The sequence below is a fragment of the Dictyoglomus thermophilum H-6-12 genome (assembly GCF_000020965.1).
In the GTDB taxonomy this organism is placed as follows: domain Bacteria; phylum Dictyoglomota; class Dictyoglomia; order Dictyoglomales; family Dictyoglomaceae; genus Dictyoglomus; species Dictyoglomus thermophilum.
In genome coordinates this window covers 209581-229117 of the sequence record NC_011297.1, presented here as the reverse complement: position 1 = coordinate 229117, position 19537 = coordinate 209581, and the positions used below count along the sequence as shown (strand labels likewise).

The following is a 19537-nucleotide window of genomic DNA, read 5'->3' as shown; positions in this document are numbered from 1 at the left end:
TAAAAATAAAAAAATTTGCCCTATTAAAATAAAGATTTCATCAGCGTTCCTAAGTAGGGTAAAGTTGAAAGTCATATGCAAAAAGGTAAAGTAGAAATTAAAAGTTTAAGTGGAAAGAATTTGAGGAAGATTTTTTAGAATCTTTATGAAGGAAAAAGGAATAGTTATTGTTACAGCCGGCAGTTATGATATACTTCATCGTGGACATAGAGATGTCCTTAAACAAGTATGGAATCTGGCTCAAGCTTTTGGAAATTCTTTTTTCCATACTCTTGTTTGGTCTGTAAACCCTTCTAAGGTATATTTGTTGACCCCTAAAGAACGGGTTTATATTATAAAGAATTTTTACATCAGTGAAGGAATTAAATCTAATATTCATATTTTTCCTGTTTTATATGAAGAACATGATCCTGAAGCTGATAAATATTTTAAAGAATTAATAGGACTAAGTAGATATGATTCAAACTTGTTGTTTATTACTGGAATAAAAGAAGAAGATGTGAAATCTTTTCAGGTAAAGTTAAATAAATTTCATAGAAACTCTGGAATAGAAAGCGCAAAAATTGTTTTTGTTGTCTCTGGCTGGGTAAATCCTATCTTTAATAGTTCTAGTAAAATTAAAGAGTTTTTGTATAAACATGCTTTTTCTCATAAGGCTTATTTAGAAGCCATTGAATTTTTACTTAAAGAAGACATCATAGACACATACACTGCCAATATTCTTATAAATTGTAGAATACGCTTATTAAATATGAGGGAATTCAAAAATAAAAGGAGCTTATGAGTAGGAGTAATCTTGAAATAACGATAATCGTCTCACCAAGTCTACCTGTTCCTCCATTTAAAGGGTATGGGGGAACACAACGAGGAGTTTGGGAATTAATAAAATATCTTAGAGAAGATTATAAAATTAGACTTTTTGCTCCAGGTTCGTCATCTGTTGAAGTCGATACTTTAATGACAAATATCCCATTTGGACTTTGGGAAGAAGGAATAAACTTATCTAAAGAAGAAAGAGCTATTTTGCAAAAGAGTTACGACAGATTTGTAATAGATAGTCTTAATTCTAATCCTCCTCAATTGATAAACATCCATTATGATAGTCCTTTTATTATAAGACAGATATTACAGAGGTTTAATTGCCCTATTATTTATAGCCCTCATAATCAAATAAATACAGAAATAAGGTTGATTTTAGAAGATCTTATAGCAGGAAGAATTAAACGAGAGGCTCCATTTATTATTATTGCTTTGAGCTTATCACACTATCATGAAATAATAAAAGGAATACCTATGAATTTTAACAAAAACAAATATATAAAGATTATTCCAATATATTATGGATGTGATGTTGAAGATTTCCCATTTTCTCCTTTTGTCTTAACTGACTCTCCCGAAGAACCAAGTATAAAAATATTAAAAAGTTTAAAGAGAAAAAATATTAACTACTTTATAACAATAGGTAGAATTTGCAAAATAAAAGGACAATTGACAGCTATAAAATTAATCAAAGAAATAAAAGGATGTCTAATTATAGCAGGCAGCGTATTTGAGCGAGAAAAGGAGCAAGAAATGGATTATTACAAGAAAGTCCTTGAACAATGTGATGGGAAAGATATTATTTACTATGGTACTGCAAATGAAGATGAAAAAAGAGAATTAATGAAATATGCCGTAGCATCTCTATATTTTGGAGGTTCCGAAGACCCATACTGGAGAGAACCTTTTGGACGTGTACTAGTAGAATCTTTAGCTGTAGGAACACCAGTCATAGCCTGGAATCAGGGTGCAATCACAGAAGTCATAATTGATGGTTTAGTAGGTTTTGTTGTTAAAACTTTTGATGAATGTATTTTAAAAATTAATCACGTTAAAAGTATAGATCGGTACTTATGCCGAATGTATGTTGATAAAATTTTTTCATCACGTCGAGTTGCAAGGGAATATAAATCATTAATAAAAGATGTCTTGGTATAAAGCTGCAAAAATAAAAATTTTAGATAAGAATGAGAATAAAACTTTTATGTGGGACTCATCTATATTTATAGAAAAAATTCGGACTAAAAGAAGTATTATTTATTTTTCCACGGATGGATTTTATACCGCTAAGCAATATCTAGATTATAGTTACCAAATTTCACATACTGATATAGGCACATATACGAGTATTAGTAATTTTCTTAAAAATTATCGCTTATTAATCCAGTTTAAAATCTATAATATTCCAAGAATCTATGGATTTAGTTTAAGTAATAAAATAATAATAATGGAGAATATTAAAGCAAGAGTATTATCTGAAATACACAATCCTACTTCTTATCTTGGAATAATTTTAGAGACACTTTATTCTTGGGATAGGGCTAAATTACTTCATGGTGATTTATCTAGAAATAATATTCTTATTGATGAAAAAAATTGTTACATTATAGATCTTGATAATATTTGTTTTTTGGGGAATAAATACAATATTGGTCTTCTATCTAATATTTTGGATTTTGAAAGAAAATCCCTTACTAAATATTTATTTACAGACAACCAGCTAACTAAAGAAGAAAAAATTAATCTTTTAAAACATTACTGTGAGATAGTCTCGGTTATACTAAGCAGAAATTGGTATAAATTTAATGCCGCATCTGAAGTTATAGAACTTGCTAAATGGTATAAAGAAATTTCAAACTCTAAATTTCTTGTAGAAATGTTTTACAAAAATTTACTATGTACCTACGGAATTTTAAAAGCAATCTACGTTTCAGGAATAAAACGGTCAGAGTTGCAACTATATGAAGCTGAGATAATTTGCAAACTACTAAAATTACTTCGAGAAGATAAAGATATTTTAAACAATCTACACTTTAACCTTGTGATAAATTTTAGCCCTTGGAACACTGTAAAAGATTTGAACACAGCAAAACTAATTTGTCCATTATCTTTTATTGGAACTAGATCTTTATTATTAATAATATTTTATGGTAAATTATATAGGTATCTAATGAAATTTCTGTCTCTTATTGATAAAAAAACATGGAAAAGTTATTACAAAGCCTTCATAATAGACATGAATAATTTCTCAGATCTACTTTCTCAATACAACATAAATGATATTATGCTTGTTATTAATTACAATAATTATTCTATTAATGAATTTCTTAAAAAGTGGGCAAAATTATTATTTGAGAATTCTAAAATGGGGATCTTTCTAAAAGATGACTTCTAAGGTAGGTATAACCGCTTGTATTTTGGCTAAAAATGAAGAAAAAGTTATAAGTAACTGTCTAAAAAGTATTGTTAATTATGTAGATGAAATAATATTGGTTGATAATGGTTCTAATGATAAGACCGTTGAGATTGCTAAAGATTTTGGAAGTAAAATTATAAATGCAGAAAGTTTTACTTTTGATAGCGCAAGGAATCTATATATAGAAGCAGCATCTTATCCATGGATCTTTGTAATTGATGCTGACGAAGTTATAACTCCTGAAGGAGGATTAGAACTACGAAAGCTTGTAAGAGAGGTCTCAGATAATATAATGGCTTTTTATTTACCCCATCTAAACTACTTTGGAGAAGGAAAGTGGGCAAATTTTTTAATGTGCAGACTATTTAGAAAACATCCTCAAATTAAATATAATGATAGACCTATACATGCATCAGTGGTTCCTTCTATAAAAGCCTTAAATGGAGCTTTTGCAAGAGGTAGTGTTTTATTGCATCATTTTGATTTGTTATACTGCGAAGAAAAATCTTTAAGTAAAAGATTTAGAAACATAAATCTTTTAGAGTCTGAAATAGCTAAAAATCCCCAAGATCATAACTTACATTATTATTTAGGACTTGAATATTGGGCTTTAGACAGATTAGACGAAGCAGAAAGGGAATTTAAATTAGCAATTTCATTAGACCATAATCGTTCTCCATTAGCTCAGTTTTTCCTTGCTCAACTTTATTTAAGTATGAATGAGATTGAAAAATCTGAAACTATAGTTGAAAACTTGCTTTCCTTTGACATAGGTATTAAAGATAAGATCTACACTTTACTTGCCGAGATCTCTCTAAAAAGACAAGAGCTTGATAAAGCTTTGTCATTTACTAAAGAAGCTTTATTGTATGATCCCATGAGTCCTAATTTAAATTTAAATTTTGCTTCTTTATTAGAAAGATTTGATCCGATCAGTGCTATAAGGCATCTTCAGATAGCTTTAAAGTATAATCCCTTTTTGCTTAATTCAATTATTTATAAAGAAATTAAGGTTGCCAATATATATAAAATACAAAAATCTGGAACCTTTTTATCATCAACAAAAACTATTTTTGATCATATGATAAATTGTTGGGAAAGAATAGGAGATTATGAAAAAGCTCAAGAATGGAGGAAGAAGAAAATTAATATAACTTATGCAACCTGAAGTCAGTATTATCATCCCCACATATAATAGAGAAAAGCTCCTTCCTCGAGCTATAGAGTCTGTAAGAAGGCAGACCTATGAAAATTGGGAGCTTTTAATTGTAGACGATAGAAGTAGTGATAACACTGAGAGTTTAGTTAAAAAGTATCTTTCCATAGATAATCGCATAAGATATTTAAAGAACGAGAGAAAAAAGGGACCAGCAGGAGCAAGAAATTTTGGCATATTAAACTCTAAGGGAAAATATATAGCCTTTTTGGACTCAGATGATGAGTGGTCAGAGCTACATTTAGAAGAAAGCATTGACGTTTTAGAGAATTATGATGTAAAAGTTTCTTTTGCATTATGGATAACCGTTAAAGAAGATGGAGAAGTTAGAAGAGTCTTTGATTCAGAAATACCAGAGGAACGTGCGAGATTAAAAAGAATAATCTCTATTTTTAATCCCAAAATAGAAGGAAAATATATCTTTTTTGGAGACAATTTCTACGAAGAATCCTTTCTTAAAGGTGGTTCTTATTGTACCCATATTAATACATTAGTCATTGAAAGGGATGTTATTGAAAAGATTGGATTATTTAATGAAGATTTACTTGTATGTGAAGATTCAGATTTTGTATATAGAGTTATACTTGATTATTCTTTCTGTTTAATAGACAATTATCATCTTTATTATTATCAAGGTCCAGATAATATCTATAACTTCTTTGATAGGAGAGATGTAAAAATTGACGATGTTTTAGAAAACAGAAGATTTATAGAAAAATTTACTTTTGTAGGTTTAGGTCAGATAAAATTAAATTCTATTCATAAAAAGCTTATAAAAAGCTCCCAGAAAATAGTGAGAAAAAGGGAATGTATTAATAGGATAAAGGATATTATTGGAAGAAAATATTTTACCCTTGGTTTTATGAACCATAAGATCAACAAGTTTAAGGCTATTCTTTTTGTCTTTAAATCCCTCTTTTATAAGTTCAATTTTACAAGATTATTATTCTTAATAAAGCTCTTATTTCCCTTTATTCCTATAAAACTTGAGGAAGAAAAAATAAGAAAGGATTTAAGCCTATGGTAGATAGTGTTATAAAAGTAAGTAATTTAAGAAAGTATTTTAAAGTGTTAAACAGGAGAGAGGGATTTTGGGGTACAGTAAAAGACCTTTTTTCTCAAGATTATTTCTATGTAAAGGCTGTAGATGGAATTTCTATGGAAATAAAAGAAGGAGAGATAGTAGGCTTCTTAGGACCTAACGGAGCTGGAAAATCTACAACAATTAAGATAATGACAGGAGTCTTAGAACCAGATGGTGGAGAAGTTTTAATAAATAATGTTATTCCTTATAAAGATAGGATAAAAAATGCAAAAAATATTGGGGTAGTTTTTGGTCAAAGAACTCAACTTTGGTGGTCTCTGCCTCTTATTGAATCTTTTAAGATCTTGAAAGAGATTTATGAGATAGATGAAAGAACCTTCAAAGAGAATTTAGAGCTTTTTGAGGAAATCATCGGTATAGAAGCTCTTTACAGAAAACCTGTAAGGCAAATGTCCTTAGGCCAACGAGTACTTTGTGACATCTTAGCCTCTTTTCTCCATAATCCCAAGGTAGTATTTTTAGACGAACCTACTATAGGACTTGATATCTTGATAAAGGATAAGGTAAGAAAATTAATAAAAGAACTAAACAGGAGAAAAAATACAACCATTCTTCTCGCAACCCATGATATGAACGATGTGGAAGCTCTTTGTCCTCGTATTATTGTGATAGACAAAGGGAAAATCATATACGATGGTCTTTTGGAGGATCTAAAGGAAAAATTCAAGATGTATAGAAAGGCAAAAATAAGAGTAGGAGATAATGTAGATGAAGAAGAGATCAATAAGATAAAAGTACTTCTATTGGAAAAATTTAACGATGTAATATCTGACTGTGCGATTAAATCTTATTGGTTAGACATAAGCTTTAAAAAACAAGATGTAAATTTGTTAGAAATACTCAGGTTCATTACAAACTTCATACCTATAGAGGATATCCATACAGAAGATATACAGACCGAAGAAGTAATAAAGCTCATTTATGAGGAGTCAAGGAAATGAAAAAGTACATTTATATAGCCAAAGGATTTCTCCTTGAAAGGATGGTTTATAGGTTTTCTCTATTTTTTAATGCCTTAGAGAAGTATATTTATATTTTACTGATTTTCTTTTTGTGGAAGGCCATATATAAAAGCTTGGGACAAGAAAATTTAAGTATGAATTTTGAAAGTACTTTTACCTACCTTTCTTTAGCTACTGCAATCTTTGGATTATTCCAAACATGGGTAGATTGGGATATATCTCAGCTTATGATAAGTGGAAATCTCTCCATAATTTTGACAAAGCCCTTAGACTTTCAAATTTATATGTTTTTCAAGAGAATAACATGGGTTATTCTGAATTTACTAACCATAACCCTGCCAGTTTTGGTTCTATTAAAGTTTATTCTCAGAATGCCAATTAACATGGGCATTAATTTTTTATTCTTTGTGATCTCTGTAATCATTTCATACTTAATATATTTCAATATTGATTTTATTGTGGGAGTTACTGCCTTTTTTACTGAATCTATTTGGGGACTCTCTGTCACAAAGGATTCCATAATATTATTTCTATCAGGAGGTATAATACCTATTCCCCTTTTTCCAGAAAATCTAAGAAAAATATTAGAGATTTTACCTTTTAAAACCATATACCATATGCCTATAGAGATCTTAATTAATAAAAGTCTTACTATTTTTGATTATTTAAACTCTTTGGCAATACAAATCTTTTGGCTTTTTGTCTTTTTAACTTTAAGTAGAATATATTACAAATTAACAGAGAGGTTTATTAAGATAAATGGGGGCTAAATCCAGACTAAAGTACTACATAAAGGTATATTTTTGGTTTATTGCTCAGGATATAAAAGGAAGGATGCAATATAGAGTAGACTTCTTTATTAGTACTATTGGTATGGTAATCACAAATCTTTTGGGGCTCCTCTCCATATATGTAATCTTTAAATCTATTCCCAATATTTTAGGATGGAGTTATTATGAGATTTTATTCATATATGGCTTTTCTTTGCTTGCCTTATCTCCTCTACAACTTTTCTTTGATAATCTCTGGAACTTACCTTCCTATTTAATCTCAGGTGACTTCATAAAATATTATCTAAAACCTCTTAATATATTCTTCTTTTATTTTGCAGAAGTTTTTGATATGAAGGGCTTGAGCCAACTTATCATAGGTATAATTACTCTTTCCCACGCATGGGTAAAACTAAACTTAGAGTTTAACCTTTTAAAATTTATTATTTTAATAATTTCACTAATAAGTAGCTCTCTGGTTATGATATCACTTATGGTAATAGGATCTGCGATAGCTTTCTGGGTGCTAAACGTTACTCCATTATTAAATTTTATCTTCAGACTAAGAGAATATACCAGGTATCCCACAGACATATTTGACTCATTTTTTAAATTTATTTTCAGCTTTGTAATTCCTATAGCTTTTGTAGCTTTTTATCCTTCTCAAATATTTTTAAGACCCCAAAATAGCAATATATTAGTTTTTATCTCTCCTTTTGTAGGTATATTTCTATTCATTATTGCCTATAAACTTTGGATAAGAGGTACCAGAAGGTATAAAGGAACTGGAGTATAAATTTCTAAAAGAGATAGGTCATATAACTGAAATACTCTCAATATATTTTCATAAATAGTTTTTCACAAAAAACGTTCAACTTACAAAAACGTTAAAATATAACAAAAATAACACTTTAAAAACAGGATTTAACCTACATTTCCAAGTAGGGTAAATTTGAAAGTCATATGCAAATAAGATAAAATTGAAGCAAAATACTAAATAGGGAATTTATATAATGTCAAAAAAATTTTATATTATAGGGTTGAGGGGAAAAACTTTAGTATGTTTTCTTTTAGTATTTTTACTCTTGGGGACAATTGTTTGGGGGAATGCAGAAGAGGTCAAAACAATAATGCTGAACGGAAAAGTATATAATCTTATACCACTAAGCCAAATTCCAACTGGTAAGAAAGTTATATGGGTCAACTCTATAGAAGAAGCAGAAAGAATATTATCAGCAATAAGCAATATTAAAGTTACTTATAAAAAAGACCCCCAAAAGAAAATATTAACATATGATCTTTCTTCTCGTACAGGATATGGAAGTTTGTATGATAGCGCAGAATATGTTGGTAATATTGGACCACTGCAATATGGAGGATCTGTCGTACTTGTTGGTAGCTTTACTTACAACTATGATACTAGAAAAGTAATATCGGTTAGGGCTAATGTTGTCGCATCTTCTGGAATATTCACAGAAGTTAGTACTTCTTGTTCATACGGAACTGTAGGAAGCAATACTGCTTGGGCAAGAGGTCAGGCAAATTTTAGGGTTTATATAGCAATCCAAGGAGTAGGTATTACCATAGGAACTTTTTCCCTGAGTGTCTCCGACTCGGTAAGTCTGTAAAAAGGAGGGTTTTAGAATGAAAAATTTACAATCTTTAAAAGACATATTTGGTCCAATAACTATAAAGAGACCTATAAGGTTTTTATTCAGATGGTAATTTTATTAATATGTTCAGTCACTATACTTAGAATTGTTTTAGTTTTCTTGACTTTTATTCTCACCCAATTAGGAACATGGACAGATAAACTCTTAAAAATGTTAGGATTAGGGAGTTAAATAAGACTATAAGATAATCAAGAAAAAACTATAATTATTCAAATCAAAAACAAAAAGGGAACTGCACAGGGGGGAAGAAAATCTTCCCCCCTTAAAATTTTTAATTTGTTGTAATCAAAATCCTTTTCACATTCCTTTCTTACAGAATAAAGTTGCAAAGCAATAGGAATTTCCCTTATATATTAACCCCTAAATACTAACTTTTAACAATAATTAATTATACTTCATATCTTCAAAAAGCACAGAGGAAAGAGAGAAAAAATTTATACAAAATACTAATAATATGCTACGTAATCCAAGTCACACCAATCCGTTAAGTCAACTCCATGCCAGTATATAATTTTTGTACCTGATTTAAATTTGATAAGCAGATCCCTGTCACCATAAGTTTTATTATAAATTTTTCTATTCTCCCTTAAAACTATTTTTAAGATCTTTCCTTTAAAACCTTGTTGCAGGTCCACCCACTTAAAACCAGCATAATCAAAACTTTCCCCAGTAGTATAATAATTTTCTTGTAAAAATAAATATCCTATCTGTTTCCCTGTATTGTTATCAATAACCTCAACAGGTGTTTCACCTTTTCTTGTCATATAGTAAAATCCATTATAGCCTTCTGCACATTCAAATATTACATAATCTCCATCATGCAAAAATAGAGCACCCTTATATGGAAAATTTGAACCGGTATAGTCTTTATTCTTAAAGGTTGATGCAAAAACAATAATTGTTAAAAATAAAATAACAATAAGGAACTTAATTAGTCTTTTCATGTCGCCCCCTCCCTATGAAGAAAGAACACGATTTTTAGGGAATTTAAGATTTTAAAGGTGTAAACAAAATTATGATTTCAAAATCTTAAATTCCAATTTTATTGTATAACAATTTAAAAAATCGTCAATAAAGTGGATTAAAATCAAAGAATAAAAGGGGAGAGATTCAAGCAAACCTCTCCCCTTCTTTTTATCCTATCTTAAAATCTTACTTCACCTTAAAAACTCTAACGTTATTAACATAAGCCCAATCCTCTCCTCCAAAACCTATTCCACCTACCCTCAAAAGTGGATCATCATCAACTATATCTATCATTTTTACTCCATTTACGTATATTGAAATTTTACTCCCAACAAGTTTGATAAGAAACACACTCCATTCTTTATAATCAAATGTTCTCTTTACACTCGCAATAACCTGTTCATCTTTTCCTGAAAATTTTACAACTTTTATATCACTCATCCATCCAGAGTAAAGATAATAACCTGCGTCAGCAGTCTTTGTTACTTTAAAGTAGGCAAAAACATCTTCTCCTTTTGCCTCAAATTGTAAGAAATAATTTTCCCACATTTTATCGATATAAACCCCAAACTTCTCTCCTAAACTTTTAAAACTCAAAACTTTACCGAGCTTTTTATTTTTTTCAACAACCTGTTCTATACGTCCTCCTCCTTTTTTCTTCCAATAACCAAAGGGAGCTTCTTGACCTAACCCATAATCTTCAAAGTCATCAAAGAAGAGAAGCTCAATATAAGTCTTACTAAGCGAACCTCCAGCAAGTATTTCTTGAGCATTAATAGTAGTACTTACTCCAAAAAGAGGATCTCCATTTCTGCCAAAAACTAATAGGATACTACCTTCTATACTCTCATATTTCTTTGCAATATATCCCTTATCTTCAATGCTCGCTTTAATTTTCGTAATATCATCTTCGCTAACCAATCTTGGAAGGATATATGTTAAAAGAGGCACAAAAGCTTTAATTCCGAAAGCAGGAAGATCAGTATATGTAATATCTATTAGTTTTGCTTCTCCAAAGATTGAGTTAAAAATAGGACGAAGAAATTCATGTAGCTCTCTCTCTATTTCTTCTTCAGGCTCAATCTCAATAGCTTTCTGATATCTATTTCTTATCTCCTCTCTTATTTTAGCTTCCTCTCTAACTTGTTCTTTAGCAATTTCCAAGCCAACCGATACTATTTCTCTTGGTGTACATCCTGCAATAAGAATAATAAGTAAAATAAGAATTAAAATTTTAGTGGTCTTATTTGGTCTCATCTTTCACACCCCCTGGAAACTGGTATCCTTTGGATTCATTATAACAAAAATTAAAAATAAAAAAGTGATGTATATCACAACTCCAGAAAAATTGACCTTACAACATTAAATGAATACAAGACGCTTTTACCAAAAACTCTATAAATACATTGAAACTTATACAAAGAAGCCAAAAGCCACCAATTTGTTCTCTATACTATCAAAGTTCCACTAAACTTAGAATTTTATACCCCCAAAAGAACTTTTTAATATATAAAAAACGACTTATTTATAAAGTAGCTTTTTATTTTTAAAGGAAAAAAATTTTATTTAGAAAGTATGTTACTATTTCATTACATTACAATTTTAACCCAATAATTTTTTAATATCCTCCTGATTTAAGCTTCTTATATAGCGATTAAGATAATAATAATCTGGTTCACTCTTAACTGCCCTTGTTCTTATAGTAAATTTAGGATTCTCAGGATTTTGTGGATCAAAAAGTACTAAACCAATACCAAAAATTAAGCATAAAGACTCTATTCTTCCCACATCTTGTTCAGCATTAGGAATAACAAGATAAACCTTATGACTAAAGAGTTTATAAGCACATGCCTGACCAAAAGCTGTAATTAACTGATTCGTATCTGTCTTAATCTCTGCACTCACTATTTCTAGAGAGGCTTTTATAGGATCTATCTCAGAAAACTTATAGACACCCAAAACATCTGGAGTACCCCATTTATCACCAAACTTGTTACCTCCAAGAGGAATAGCTCTTGTGCACTCCTCTAAGTCATTTACGAGATAATCAGCAAAAAGTTCATAAAACTCCTCTTCTTTTACCTTAGTTTTTTCTTTAGAAACTTTCTCCTATTTAAGATATTTTGCTAAAATATATACTCCTTTTTCGGGTTGGATTTAACAGTTTAAAAAATTTAACCTTCTCTTTCAATTTTATATTTTCTAATATACCTTTGTTTTGTCATTTCCCATTACACCATTAGAATAAAATTCACAAAATTAGCTATTTTCTTAGAAGTTGAATTAGTTCTTTCTCCTTCAAAAAATAAAAAATCTAAAATCTTAAAATCTAAAGAAGTTTACAATACATAAAAGTATATAAAACAATATCCTAATACTACTTTATTCCTTTTCTATTTAATATCCCAATTAAAAGAGGAATGTGAATAGAAAATAGATCATCCAAAATTATATGTCCAAAGTAAACCATCAAAATAGCTAAAATCAAATGCTTTTCAAAAGAGTATTCATATTTCATACCCTTATAAATTTTTCTAAACAGCCACCAAAAGAATAAAAAGGTCCCCATAATTCCCCATCCTGAAAGAAAATATAGGTATATATTATGAGTAGTCACCGCATTTGCCAACTCTTCTTTAAGTTCTTCGGGAATATAAGGAAAATCTTTTAAGGCATATTCAGGATAAACATATACAAAGCAACCCGGACCAACCCCAAATAGTAGATGATCTTTTATCATTCTCAAAGTACCTAAGTAAATATATACCCTCTCATATATAGAACCTACTCTACCCTTTTCAAGAGCTACAGAAAGTCTTTGAGAAAACTGGTTAAATACTGTAAAAAAGAGTACTAATAACAAAAGTAATATGATTAATACAAATCCTAATCTTTTCTTTATCTCTCTAAAAGATTTTTCCGAAAATAGTATGGTTAAAAATCCAAATATCAACCCCAAAATTCCACCCCTAGTCTCTGCAATCATAAAACCAATTATGCAGAAAATCAGCAAAAACAAAATTTTAAAAATAGATTTTTTATCTTTTTCTATAATTAATAAACCTAACCCTGCCAAAATACCAAATTCTAAAAGTAAGGCAAGACCTTGTGCTTTTACCCCCATAACTAAGCCCCGAGGAACTTTTCCATCAAATATGGCAAAACTTCCAATATACCAAGAAAGATCTAATAACTTTGAAAAAACTAACACGAAACCCAACATAGAACTTCCAATTAAAATATAATACAAAATACTCTTAATATTTAACTTAATACTGTGCTTTCCCAGTACATAGAACCATACAAAGACAAAAGGTATGAGAGAAGCAAGAAAGGCTTCAAGCTTTTTAACTGAGAGGAGAGAGCTTATAATACCCGATATAAATAATAAACCAAGAATGATTTTATCTTGCCTATCCTCAAAAAATTTTTCCCAAAAATTCTTTACCTTCGAAGTTAAATAAAGAGCAAAAGGAATTTGGAAAAAATAACTAAAAGAAGATAATACCGTTCCTAATTTTTCAATAAGCATAGCCTTCCTCCTATGTAAATCTAAATCTCTATTACTACTAAATATCTACATACTCCGGTTCTATGACAACATAAGAAATATTATACTCCTTTAGTCTTTTCTTCACATAATCGGAAAAATATGGAGTACAAATAAATATCGAAGAATCTACTTTTAGCTCCTCCATTTTCTCAAGCAAGTTTTTTACTATTTTAATTGAGCGCACTTTTGAGAAATCAGGAAACTTAATCAAAGCCTCAACAAGCTCTAACAACTTATCATATTCACGAAATGGAATCATATTCTTAAGATCATAAAAGATCTCTCCTAAGGTCTCTAAACCAACATCTATTTCTTCAAGTTTATAATAATAAGAATCTAATTTTGATATATCAATTCTTATAAATTTTACTTTTTCCTTGTTCCTAGTTTTAAACATAATCTCAATGTTCTTATAGAATAAATCTGTAAGAAATATTACGATAAGCCAAATCACTACTAATGTGACTACCTGATGAAAGCTGTTGGTATCCACAACAATTTTATCCCTTGCTTCTGTTAAACTATAATATTTAGCCCTTAGAAAACCAAGTTCCTTTAAATACCAAAATTCTCCATACAAAACCTTTAAAACTTCATGATAAAATCTTTTCTCAAAATTTTTAGCATTCTTGTATTTTTTAAATAATCCCAAAGGAGTCCAATCCTCTTTCATAGATTTTTCCATATAATAAGTTATATCGTTATACACAAAGAATAATTCCAAGCCTTCTAAATAAGAGCTTGCTTCTTCTGGACCATACAGAACAAAGGGTATATCATCTAATATGTGTAGATACTCTGCAGGAGTTAATAAGCCTCTTCTAAAGAATTTTTCTACAATTAACCTTTTAACTTTATTATCAGGTATTGTCTTAAAGAGTAGTGAATTCAATTCAGCCGGAAATTTCCCCTCAACACCCCCTTCTATTGCTATAAGCCCAATAGGACACATATTAATGAGATATTTTAAAATCGGCAAAATAGAAAAATATACTTTAATATTTTTAGGATTTTGTTTAATTATTATGATCAATCTTTCATCTTGAGTATTATTTGATTCAACTATTTTACCATATTCCTTAGGATAGGTATCTAAAATTGTTAATATAAAGTCTTTAGCCCCATAAAAATCCAACCCCCAAAAACTATTTTAAACCATAATAACTCCCCTAGTCTACTAAGAGTGATAGGTTAAGGCATAACCATAGGTAGGGTTTTCTGATTTGTAATAGAGATGATAATAGTTATTACTTACCTCAATCCAATTCCAAATATAATCTCAATCAGTGTAATAGGGTTGCCACTGAATAGCTTTATAAGGTTGATTATTTAATGGACATATCAAAATCTCGTCAAAATAAGTGGGATTGCAAAGTACATAAGTTGTAAAAGACCAAGCATCAATTGGATAATGTTTATTTTTTTAAATAGTAAATTTCTAAAGCTTCCTTAATTAGCTTAATATTATAAAAATGAACAGTTCTCTTTGCCTGCCTCACAGCTTCAAAATACATAAAAATACCTACTGCTACTAATACCCCCAATATGCCTATTACTACTAAAAGCTCAATAAGAGAAAAACCCCTTTTACTCATTTTTTAAAAATTATTATTAATTTTTTTTATTTTATATTATACTCTAAAAACATCCTATGCATAAATAAAAAATTAAAAGATTTTAAATCTAAAAATCTCAAAATAGCCTCCATTTTACTCTTTATAACTCTATAAAAAGGACACCATAAAGCTATTTTACTATTATTTATTAGACCACGCTCCCCTCATCTTCTAAGATAGATATTTGCTCTTCCAAGATAACAATCTGACAATTTATAGGAATAAATCATTTTGCTAAATTTAAAATAATTACTAAATCCTCTTGTAATGCGTCTGCTCTTACAAAGAAGTACTTAAAGTTTTTCATATTCTCAAGAATATTTTTATCATCCAAAATTTCGCCATATAAATAATCAATAAACTGAAAATGAAAAATAGGATTGTAATAATCTAAGAATTCTGGAAATTGAAAAGAATAGATCTTTCCTTGAGTATAACCTCGAGGTAAATATACTAATTTATCTAAAGAGGCGATTTGAGGATCTATAACCAAATTTTTAAAATTATCCTTTATCTTCAACATAAGATAACCACCTATAGCTTCTAAATCTCGAGTACTAAAATCGTAATCAAGCCCCATAAATACTTCTTTATCTACTCCATATTTCTTTACCACTATATCTTCTTCATAACTAATCTCATACAAGGTAATATCTTTAATAATCTTTCCCTCATGCTTTAGCCAATATTTATAAAACGTTCCTGCATCCATAACTGGTGGATGTTGATCTAATATAAACAACCAACCGTTAACTATTATCCCCGTAACCACATGTTTAATAGGATCATTCTCAAACTCAATATCTAAAATATATACAGGCTGGTAATCCATTTTTAATAGTAAGCCTGCAGTAAGAAGAGCATAGTCTCCACAAATTCCTTTTCCTTTACTTATTGTCTCAGAAGGCAGTTGAAAAACATTTTCTTCTCCTTGTACTACTTCAATCCTTCCTGTGGAGTATATACGAATCAAAGATGGAGGCAATTCTGCTTTTTCAATATCATACTCAATATTTTCTTCCTCCCACTTTAAAATATTCCAAGCACTCTCTTTTATATCAGAGCCCTTTAATTTTATTGCCAAATTTGAAATACTAGAAAGATTTTGAGGATTTAGAGCAAAAAGTATAGCCTTCTCCAGATTATATCTCCAAAGATCTTCCTCCTTTATATACTTTGCCTCAGAAATTATAGGAGAAGTTAATAAAAGAACTGAAAGGAGTATTAAAAAGAACCTCTTTTTCATAATAGTCCCCCTACTTGTTCAAATATTATAAATAATTATATTAAATTTTGTGATAACTCAAAAGCTGACTATTAAAAAACATATATAAATTTCTAAAATGGCAAAATTGTGATACAATTTAAAATACAAAAAGGTTAAAAATATAAATTAGCACCGTTAATTTCTATTTTTAACCTTTTAAACATTCTCGAAAGGAGAGCAAGATATGAAGGGGATTTCAAGAATTTTCTTAATTACTCTTATTTTAACTCTTTTCATTGGTGGATGTGTAACCAAAAAAAATCCTCAAATATCAATTCTAAACCCAAAAAATGAAGATATTGTCTCTGGAACAGTAAACATAGAAGTACAAGTAACAGTAGATGAGAAAAATAGTATAAGTTCTGTAGAATTCTATGTAGACGATACAAAAATAGGCACAAAAACCCAAGCACCATATACATGCAGTTGGAATACAGAAGGATTTGAGACAGGAAATCATACTATCACCGTTAAAGCATACGACAATAAAGGAAACACGTCATCTGCAAGTATCAATGTAGGTAAAAACGCATTCTTGAAATGGATCATTGGAACAGGTTACATATATGCTTGCCCTGCCATAGGAGATGATGGAACTATTTATGTAATAGGAAGTAAACTCTACGCAATTAATCCTGATGGTAGCATAAAGTGGGGAAAAAGCCTCGAGAATGAATATTTCAATGTTCAATGCTCTCCTGTTATTGGAAATGATGGAACCATTTATGTAGTAAGCAGTGGGGACAATGCACAATTATACGCTGTAAATCCAGGAGATGGATCAACAAAATGGAGTACTCTTATAAGTAAATTAAACAATCATATTGGAAATATTTCTCTTACTCTTGACTCTAAAGGAAACATATATCTTGGAAATGCAGCAGGCTATCTCTACTCATTAGATTCTAATGGTAATATAAGATGGACTTACACTTGTGGACAAGGTATAACCTCATACCCAGTAGTAGATAAAGATGATAATATTTATACATTTTGTAAAAACACTGGTTCTGGAGGTGTCTTTTACTCTATTAATTCTGATGGTAATTATAGATGGTCTTACAGTTTTCCTATAAATGAATGGTGCACTGCTCCACCCTCAATAGATAGTGAAGGAAATATATACTTGCCAATATCAAGCGGAACCTATGGAAAGATATATAAGTATGATAAAGAAGGTACTCTACAATGGACTACTCAGGTTTCTGGAAACATCTATTATTCTCCAATATTTGATAATTCTGGCTATCTATATGTTTGCGATGAAAGCAAAAATATTTATAAAATATCAACTAATAATGGCTCTATTGTTGAATCTACAAATATAGGTTATCATTCTTCGTTAGTTATATCTAAAGAGGGTATAATCTATGCCATAGGTATTGATTCAAGCAAATACGTCATTAGAGCTATAGATGCATCAGATCTATCTATAAAGTGGAACTACACTGCCCCACAAACATATTACACTACTTTATCTAATGATGGCATTTTGTATTTCGGAACCCTTGGATCAGAACTATTTGCCATTAAAGTTGATAGTACTGGACTCATGGATTCACCCTGGCCTAAATATAGAAAGGATTTAAAAAACACAGGTAAAGCAGATTAATCTCATTTTAAAAGGGCTCCTCTTATAAAAATAGAGGAGCCTTTTTAAAATTAATACTTACTTTGCTACGTATACTATAATACCGTCATTTTCCCTTCCATGGAGCCAACCAATCTTTCCTTTACAAGGTCTTGCAATTACTATATCAAAGGTCATATAGTGAGGAATATTTATATTAACGCTACTATTAGGACTTACTTCACCTTGATAATAATTCCTTTTGGTTCACATTGGCCATACGGCCCACACTCTATGATGGGAACCTATGATGAACTTGAGATATACAATGTAGATATTTCAAAACTTTACTAAAAACCACTTCAAGGCAGGAGATATATTCTCCTGCCTTTTTATATTATTTTTTAGTTGCAAGTACAAAGAATTTATTACTTCTTTTAGGAAGTATTTCCTCTACATATTTAAAACTAATTATTTCAAAATTGTTCATCAACTCAAGAACTTCCTCTTTATCTACGTAGTAGTGAGGTATTCCTGCCTCAATTCCTTCCTTTTTTATCACGGTGCCGTCCTCAAGAAGTATGTTATTAGGATTGTTAAAGCTCTTACTAAATTTGGAATTAAAGGTCAAAAAACATTCTCCATCCTTTTTCAAAACTCTATATATTTCAGATATTACTCTTCTTATTCCTTCTCTATTGGTGTGATATATTACATGAAAGGCTAACATACAGTCAAAGAATTCATTGGAATATGGTAAATTGTGCATATCACATACTTCAGCATTTATATTCAAATTTTGTAATTTAGCTTTCTCTTTTAAAATTTCAATACCACTCTCAGAGATATCTGTAGCATAAACTTCAAATCCATGTTTTGCGAAGAATATAGAATGTCTTCCCCTTCCACACCCTAAATCTAAAAATCTTGATTTTCCCTGATCTTTCCAACGATTTAGTAGATAATATACCTCTTCTGCGGGTGTATCCCATCTTTCTTCTTTTATTTCTTTCCAATCCCAACCTTGATGTTTCATATTTTTGATTATACTGCAAAAGTTATTTTTTTAAGAAAATAAACTTTTCAAAATTTTACCAAAATTGGAATTAAAATAGGACATAGTTTTACTTTATATCTCTGTAAGGTACATTTTTATGTTAAACTTAAATCAGGAGGTATAAGAAGAAGAGTTATGTTAGAGAATTTAAGAGAAATAATACCAAAAATAAAAAAGGCTCTTGAAAAACACAAGGATATAGCTTTTGCATATGTATTCGGCAGTCTTGCAAAGGGTGAATAACCCCTTTAAGTGATATCAATATTGCAATATATTTAGAAGATTCCAAAAATATAGATCTTTTTAATAAAAAAATTCAAATTCTAAGGGATTTAGAAGAAGAAACTCATATAAATGAAATAGATCTTGTAATTTTGAATGAAGCTCCCATATCATTAAAGGGTAGAATTTTAGAAAATAAAATTGTCATAGTTGATAGAGATCCATCTTTTAGATATTCCTTTGAGTCCATTACATTAAGAGAATTTCTTGACTTTTCTATCAAGGAGAAACAAATTCTTTTTAGGAGGTATAAGGTTTGATAGAT

The 19537-nt window shown here is 29.8% G+C and carries 19 protein-coding genes; 11 read left to right on the top strand and 8 right to left on the bottom strand.

What is annotated here, in order from left to right; genetic code table 11:
- Window positions 1-145 precede the first annotated feature (145 nt).
- The 9 genes from DICTH_RS01020 (at window position 146) to DICTH_RS00980 (ending at window position 8916) form a co-directional block, all read left to right on the top strand.
- Complete coding sequence (locus DICTH_RS01020; protein ID WP_012548323.1) at window positions 146-784, top strand: hypothetical protein; 639 nt, start codon at window positions 146-148, stop codon at window positions 782-784.
- Window positions 781-1977 carry a glycosyltransferase gene (locus tag DICTH_RS01015; protein ID WP_012547525.1) on the top strand — a complete coding sequence of 399 codons (1197 nt, stop codon included), beginning with the start codon at window positions 781-783 and terminating at the stop codon, window positions 1975-1977. The genes DICTH_RS01020 and DICTH_RS01015 overlap by 4 nt, the downstream gene beginning before the upstream one ends.
- Complete coding sequence (locus DICTH_RS01010) at window positions 1964-3214, top strand: RIO1 family regulatory kinase/ATPase domain-containing protein (protein ID WP_041723144.1); 1251 nt, start codon at window positions 1964-1966, stop codon at window positions 3212-3214. Before DICTH_RS01015 ends, DICTH_RS01010 begins: the two co-directional genes overlap by 14 nt.
- On the top strand, window positions 3204-4403 hold the full coding sequence (locus tag DICTH_RS01005) for a tetratricopeptide repeat-containing glycosyltransferase family 2 protein (RefSeq protein ID WP_012547251.1): 1200 nt from the start codon (window positions 3204-3206) through the stop codon (window positions 4401-4403). Before DICTH_RS01010 ends, DICTH_RS01005 begins: the two co-directional genes overlap by 11 nt.
- Entirely contained in the window at window positions 4393-5478 is a 1086-nt protein-coding gene (locus tag DICTH_RS09785; protein WP_012547842.1) for a glycosyltransferase family 2 protein, read from the top strand. Before DICTH_RS01005 ends, DICTH_RS09785 begins: the two co-directional genes overlap by 11 nt.
- Complete coding sequence (locus DICTH_RS00995) at window positions 5472-6497, top strand: ABC transporter ATP-binding protein (protein WP_012547970.1); 1026 nt, start codon at window positions 5472-5474, stop codon at window positions 6495-6497. The genes DICTH_RS09785 and DICTH_RS00995 overlap by 7 nt, the downstream gene beginning before the upstream one ends.
- Window positions 6494-7288 carry an ABC transporter permease gene (locus DICTH_RS00990; RefSeq protein ID WP_012546939.1) on the top strand — a complete coding sequence of 265 codons (795 nt, stop codon included), beginning with the start codon at window positions 6494-6496 and terminating at the stop codon, window positions 7286-7288. Before DICTH_RS00995 ends, DICTH_RS00990 begins: the two co-directional genes overlap by 4 nt.
- Window positions 7278-8084, top strand: a complete 807-nt coding sequence (locus DICTH_RS00985) for an ABC transporter permease (protein ID WP_012547124.1) — start codon at window positions 7278-7280, stop codon at window positions 8082-8084. The genes DICTH_RS00990 and DICTH_RS00985 overlap by 11 nt, the downstream gene beginning before the upstream one ends.
- Window positions 8085-8418: 334 nt before the next feature.
- Entirely contained in the window at window positions 8419-8916 is a 498-nt protein-coding gene (locus DICTH_RS00980) for a hypothetical protein (RefSeq protein WP_236608271.1), read from the top strand.
- 491 nt (window positions 8917-9407) lie between these two features.
- On the opposite strand, the gene DICTH_RS00975 is transcribed toward DICTH_RS00980, so the two are convergent.
- The 7 genes from DICTH_RS00975 to DICTH_RS00945 all read right to left on the bottom strand — a co-directional run bounded on the left by DICTH_RS00975 (window position 9408) and on the right by DICTH_RS00945 (window position 16342).
- The gene (locus tag DICTH_RS00975) at window positions 9408-9905 is read right to left on the bottom strand and encodes a hypothetical protein (RefSeq protein WP_012548156.1); all 498 of its coding nucleotides are present in this window, start codon (window positions 9903-9905) and stop codon (window positions 9408-9410) included.
- A gap of 208 nt (window positions 9906-10113) precedes the next feature.
- Entirely contained in the window at window positions 10114-11184 is a 1071-nt protein-coding gene (locus DICTH_RS00970) for a LamG domain-containing protein (RefSeq protein WP_012548512.1), read from the bottom strand.
- A gap of 345 nt (window positions 11185-11529) precedes the next feature.
- A complete protein-coding gene (locus DICTH_RS00965) occupies window positions 11530-11886 on the bottom strand; it encodes a hypothetical protein (RefSeq protein WP_012547448.1) in 357 nt (118 codons plus the stop codon).
- Between the two features lie 418 nt (window positions 11887-12304).
- Entirely contained in the window at window positions 12305-13459 is a 1155-nt protein-coding gene (locus DICTH_RS00960) for an O-antigen ligase family protein (RefSeq protein WP_012548728.1), read from the bottom strand.
- A gap of 37 nt (window positions 13460-13496) precedes the next feature.
- A complete protein-coding gene (locus tag DICTH_RS00955) occupies window positions 13497-14615 on the bottom strand; it encodes a hypothetical protein (protein ID WP_012547607.1) in 1119 nt (372 codons plus the stop codon).
- Window positions 14616-14895: 280 nt separating this feature from the next.
- Window positions 14896-15075: a type II secretion system protein gene (locus DICTH_RS00950; protein WP_012547983.1), complete on the bottom strand. Its 180-nt coding sequence runs from the start codon at window positions 15073-15075 to the stop codon at window positions 14896-14898.
- A 247-nt stretch (window positions 15076-15322) separates the two neighbouring features.
- Window positions 15323-16342 carry a transglutaminase-like domain-containing protein gene (locus DICTH_RS00945; protein WP_012547150.1) on the bottom strand — a complete coding sequence of 340 codons (1020 nt, stop codon included), beginning with the start codon at window positions 16340-16342 and terminating at the stop codon, window positions 15323-15325.
- Between the two features lie 205 nt (window positions 16343-16547).
- Here DICTH_RS00945 and DICTH_RS00940 point away from each other — a divergent pair, with 205 nt between their 5' ends.
- Window positions 16548-17975, top strand: a complete 1428-nt coding sequence (locus DICTH_RS00940; RefSeq protein ID WP_012548672.1) for an outer membrane protein assembly factor BamB family protein — start codon at window positions 16548-16550, stop codon at window positions 17973-17975.
- A 355-nt stretch (window positions 17976-18330) separates the two neighbouring features.
- On the opposite strand, the gene DICTH_RS00935 is transcribed toward DICTH_RS00940, so the two are convergent.
- Window positions 18331-18969: a class I SAM-dependent methyltransferase gene (locus DICTH_RS00935; RefSeq protein WP_012547793.1), complete on the bottom strand. Its 639-nt coding sequence runs from the start codon at window positions 18967-18969 to the stop codon at window positions 18331-18333.
- 260 nt (window positions 18970-19229) lie between these two features.
- On the opposite strand from DICTH_RS00935, the gene DICTH_RS10385 reads away from it, so the two are divergent.
- On the top strand, window positions 19230-19532 hold the full coding sequence (locus tag DICTH_RS10385; RefSeq protein WP_158301530.1) for a nucleotidyltransferase domain-containing protein: 303 nt from the start codon (window positions 19230-19232) through the stop codon (window positions 19530-19532).
- The last annotated feature ends 5 nt before the right edge of the window (window positions 19533-19537 follow it).